General features: G+C 58.2%; 4 protein-coding genes. 1 reads left to right on the top strand and 3 read right to left on the bottom strand.

Annotated features, from left to right (window positions below):
- Nucleotides 1-64: 64 nt before the first annotated feature.
- The 3 genes from NW838_RS08655 to mgtE form a co-directional block, all read right to left on the bottom strand.
- A complete protein-coding gene (locus NW838_RS08655; protein WP_414358085.1) occupies nucleotides 65-766 on the bottom strand; it encodes an MgtC/SapB family protein in 702 nt (233 codons plus the stop codon).
- Nucleotides 767-793: 27 nt separating this feature from the next.
- Complete coding sequence (locus tag NW838_RS08650) at nucleotides 794-997, bottom strand: hypothetical protein (protein WP_238376758.1); 204 nt, start codon at nucleotides 995-997, stop codon at nucleotides 794-796.
- Nucleotides 998-1,204: 207 nt separating this feature from the next.
- On the bottom strand, nucleotides 1,205-2,578 hold the full coding sequence (mgtE, locus tag NW838_RS08645; protein WP_414358082.1) for a magnesium transporter: 1,374 nt from the start codon (nucleotides 2,576-2,578) through the stop codon (nucleotides 1,205-1,207).
- Nucleotides 2,579-3,491: 913 nt separating this feature from the next.
- Between mgtE and wecB the strand changes: the two genes are divergently transcribed.
- Entirely contained in the window at nucleotides 3,492-4,667 is a 1,176-nt protein-coding gene (wecB, locus tag NW838_RS08640) for a non-hydrolyzing UDP-N-acetylglucosamine 2-epimerase (RefSeq protein ID WP_414358081.1), read from the top strand.
- Nucleotides 4,668-4,831: the final 164 nt, after the last annotated feature.

The raw sequence follows: 4,831 nt of genomic DNA, 5'->3' as shown, positions 1-4,831 counted from the left end.
GCAGAGCAGGCTCAGGGCTACTGAAAGCCCGCTCCGTACCGCTTAGCGGTCGGAGTCGGGTAGTTTACCCAAATTCCTGTTCGATGATCCGCCATCGGGCAGTGATCACGCCTGGCTCTAGGCTGAGGCGGCTGACGACAAGTTCTAGGGCCTGGTCGTCGCGGGCCTGGGTGACCAGCTCTGCTTCGACTTTGACCAGATCGGGCTTGTCCTCCAGGTCTTCGCTGTAGAGGGCACGCAGTTTGAGATGGGTGGGAGCTATGCCTTGCAAGAGCAAGGCGCGGATGTGGGCCTCTGCTTGGCTTTTGCAGATGAACGAACACTCATAGACCAGTTCCAGTTCTGTGCCTTTCAAAGGCTGCTGGTTGATGCGGTAGCCCAGCGGACGCAGCACAACGTTGGAGATCAACACAGCTGCGGCTCCAATGGCAGCTTGGGGAATGTACCCCGATCCGGCAAAGGCTCCCACCGCGGCTGCACACCAGATGGTGGCGGCAGTGTTCAGGCCACGGACGCTGGCTCCTTCCTTGAGAATCACGCCACCGGCCAAAAAGCCAATCCCCGATACCACTTGGGCCGCAATACGGGTCGGGCTGCTTTCATCAGGGGTGAGAACCGAGAGCATGACAAACAAAGCTGCACCCGTGGCCACCAAGGTGTTGGTGCGTAAGCCGGCCATACGCTGCCGCCACTGTCGCTCCAGGCCAATGAGGGATCCCAGGACAAAGGCAACGGCCAAACGCAAGGTGAAGTCAATCCAGGTCATGCTCCGGTTCTCGTGAAAGGATAAAGTTTAGCCATCCTCATCTGGGATCCCAAGGGCAGTGGCTTCCTGTTGCAAGGTTTGCCAGAGGGCTTCCAGTTGAGCAAAGGCGGATTCTGGGGCCAGCTTACCACCTGTTTCTAAAGCACAGGTTATGCCCACCCGATAGGCATACTGCTGCAGCCGTGACCGAAATTGAGCAGCAGCCAAGGGAGATAGAACTTTCAAGGTCATGGCACACCTCCTAAATGTTTGCTGTAACCCTTCGTTGGTCAAAGGACACCTCGTAAAAGTGCTCTGCGCCGCCGTCGCGATGGCCTTGTGGCGAGACTCTGAAAGGCTGATTTCTCAAGAAGGGCTGGATTAGCTGGATTATTCGTTCCTGGAACGCGCTTTGCCGGTGAGGTGCCCCCTGGATCTAGCGCCGGCGCAGCCCTAGAGCTACACTTCAACCCCGACTAGCCAAGCCACCAGGGTGAAATACACCCAGAGGCCGGTGAAGTCTTTAATGGTGGTGATAAAAGGATCCGCTCCCGGAGCGTGGTCAAAGCCCAGCTTTAACATCACCCAGGGCAAAATGGCGCCCAAGATAGCCCCCAAAGTGAGGACAATGGCCAGAGCCAAGCCCACCGCCAGACCCAATTGTGGGATCCCATTGGGTGCCCCCTGCCAGAAGTAGGCAATCACCCCAGCCGTGGCCCCCAGGATCACACCGATAATGCCACCAATGCTGGCTTCCCGCAGCAAATAGGGGAGAAACTGCCGCACGTTGATGTGGCCCCAAGCCAAGCCACGGGCAAAGATGGTCGTAGATTGGGTACCGACATTACCGCCCATATCCATGACCAAGGGGATGAAAATAGCCGCTGCCGTTACTGCTTGCAACACTTCCTCAAAGGTTTCGATCACTCCCCCCACCACCATGCCGCCAATCAAGGTGATGATTAAAAACGTGATGCGCAGGCGGACGGCATACCAACGGGAGCCTTTAACCAGGCGCTCGCTCCAAACCTTGTCTCGGCTGAGCAAGTTGCCCACCCCTGCTTGGGCCAGAGCGGCGTCGGTGGCTTCTTCTTCCACCAAGTTGATGACATCTTCAAAGGTGATATCTCCCACCAAGCGCCCTTCCGTATCCACCACCGGAATGGCCGGCAAGCCCGAATCCTTGAGCAAACGAGCTGCCTGGAGATCCCGGTCGGTAACCCGAGCAAAAGTATCCGATCCCTCAATCAGCTCCCGAATGGGCAAATCCGGATCTGCTTTCACGAGGCGCACGGTGCGAACCAAACCTTTGTAGAACCGCTGATCGTCCACCACAAAAATCACATCCAGCTCATCGTCTCCCAGTTGAGAGTCCCGCACGCTGGCCAGAGCAGCCCCGACGGTGATGGTATCCCGTACCGACAAGTAGCGCAGGTTCATCAGCCGACCGGCACTGCGCTCTGGATAACCCAGCAAGATATTCACTGCTTCCCGAGCTTCTGGGCTGAGGTTGGCAATGAGGCGCTTGGTTACTTTGGCCGGCAACTCCTCAAACAGACGCACCCGCTCATCCGGAGGTAAGGCTTCTACCAGCCGGATCACTTCTGGGCTTTCCATGCTGCGAATGAGATCGGCCTGCTCTTCGGGCCGCAGATACTCAAACACTGCAATGGCTTTGTCTTTTTCCAGCAAGCGGAAAGCCAAAACCCGCTGCCGAGGTGAAATCTCCATCAACTGCTGCACCAGCTCGGCAATGGGAGCGCGGTTGGCCTCTCGCTTGGCGGCTTCCAAGGAAGCAGGGGTTAGGAGATCGCGAAGAATGTTTTGCCGCATGATAAACCTCCGAACGTTGGGGTCAGCCGGGATGAAGAGAACCAGGAGGTCAACAGCCAACCGGTGCTCCGAGGCTCACAGGGAAGCCCTGAAACCCTTGGATGGCCGCGCAGCAAGCCGTAGGTCTAGCGCCAGGCCTCCAAGCCCAGCTTGGATCGCAAGCGCCCAAGCCGATAAAAGGGACTCCAAGGGATCCCCAGGCCTGCGGAAACCCCAAAACCCACAACGGGAAAGTCAAGGGGAATCCCCTCGGAATTACTCCTGATCTCCCCTTTTCTGAACAGGGCTGCACAAACCCATTGCTCAGGTAAGGCTCTGCTCAGCTCATCTGTTCGTCGCCGACTGAGAGAGCCACCCAAGTCAAAAGCTAGCCGGGAAAACTCTCCCACCCCTTCGCGTTGGCGAAACGGGATCCTCTCAAGCGACGACAGAAGCTGTCAGCGGGGAAAAGGAAGACACCAGTAAGAGCCCAATCTTCAAGAACGTGCTCCTCGAAGACCATCCACTGGTGGCTGGCGCTACGACTACCGGAAGCGTCCATGCTGTTGAACGTTTTCCTCCAAAAAGGTTAACCGAAACAACCCGGACAGCCAGAAGAGGATCTCTTCAGCCCCCTTTAGGCTAGTTGCAGGAGTGGGATCCCGTCAACCCTTTTTCTCCAGCTCATCCGGTGAACAATCGGCGGAGCAGCTTGAGGGTAAGATCGGAGTGAGCAGCAATAGCCCCCTCGTGGTTCCTCTCGTCTCGACATTGCCCTCAGCCTGACTCAGCAGAGTCCACACCCCGGTGGCTTGCGACCTTGAGCAACCCACACCCTTCGCCACCTCTGTTTTTTCAGTAGCCTTGCCCCAATGAGCTGCGCGGAGTGGGTCAGCTCTTCCCATCTTCTACAGGCGCCGATGTCCTTGAGCTTATGGCCTCCCTTCCCCTCATTGCCGTGATCTTGGGCACACGGCCCGAAGCCATTAAGCTGGCCCCGGTGATTCAAGCCCTGCGTGCCAGTCCCCATCTGCGCACCGAGCTGATCTTGACCGGACAACATCGGGAAATGGTGGATCAGGTGATGCGGCTATTCGGTCTGCAAGCGGATCGGGATCTGGCGATCATGCGCCCCCGCCAAAGCTTGACAGACATTACCGAAGCCACCTTGCGGGGCCTGGAACTCTACTTTCAAGAGCAACATCCTCAACTGGTTTTGGTGCAGGGAGATACCACCACCGCCTTTGCGGCTGCCTTGGCAGCTTTCTACCACCGCATCCCGGTCGGGCATGTGGAAGCCGGACTGCGCACCGATGATCTCTACAATCCTTTCCCCGAAGAGGCCAATCGCCGCCTGATCTCTCAGTTGGCCAGCCTGCACTTTGCCCCTACCCCCCAAGCCGTTGACAACCTGAAGCGAAGCCACGTGGTGGGATCCATCCATTGCACCGGCAACACTGTCATCGACGCCCTACTGCAGGTGGCCTCCCAAGGGATCCCCTGCCCCATTCCCGGCCTGGACTGGCAGCGCTACCGTGTCCTGCTGGTTACCTTGCACCGACGCGAAAATTGGGGGGATCCCTTAACTGCCATCGGCAAGGCTCTGCTGCAGATTTTGGCCGAGTTTCCCGATACTGCCCTTCTCTTGCCCCTCCATCCCAACCCCTTGGTGCGGGATCCCCTGCAAGCCCTGTTGGGATCCCATGAGCGGGCTTTTCTCACTGAGCCTCTGGACTATCCCCTCTGGGTGAGCGCCATGCAGCGCTGTACCCTCATCCTCAGCGACTCCGGCGGCATTCAAGAAGAGGCCCCTGCCCTGGGCAAACCGGTGCTGGTGCTGAGGCAGACCACCGAACGTCCTGAAGCGATTGCCGCCGGCACCGCCCGCTTGGTGGGCACCCATCCCGAAGGGATCCTGAAGGCAGCCCGAGAATTGCTCACAGACCCGCAAGCTTATGCCCGCATGGCCCAAGCCCAAAACCCCTTTGGCGATGGCACCGCCGCCCGGCAGATTTGCCACATCATCGAGCGGTGGTTTAATCCGCAAAGCCGCTCTGAAAGACTACGCAACACTGGTCGCTTTAGCGGGACGGAGTCCCTACGAAGCTGAACTTTGCCCAGCATGGAGAGGAGAGAGCAAAGAGAAGAGATTTCTTCCTCTCACTCCTCCCTTCTCACTCCTCGCCCCTCGGTACTCAAAAGCCTGGTTGTGAAGGACTGCACGGCCAAGTTCTGTCAGTTCGAGACCCAGTCCGTGCCCCCCGACCACACCCT

This window comes from Synechococcus sp. R55.2, from assembly GCF_047462075.1.
Classification (GTDB): domain Bacteria; phylum Cyanobacteriota; class Cyanobacteriia; order Thermostichales; family Thermostichaceae; genus Thermostichus.
The sequence above is the reverse complement of the archived record's forward strand: the minus strand, read 5'-3'. Positions and strand labels throughout refer to the sequence as shown.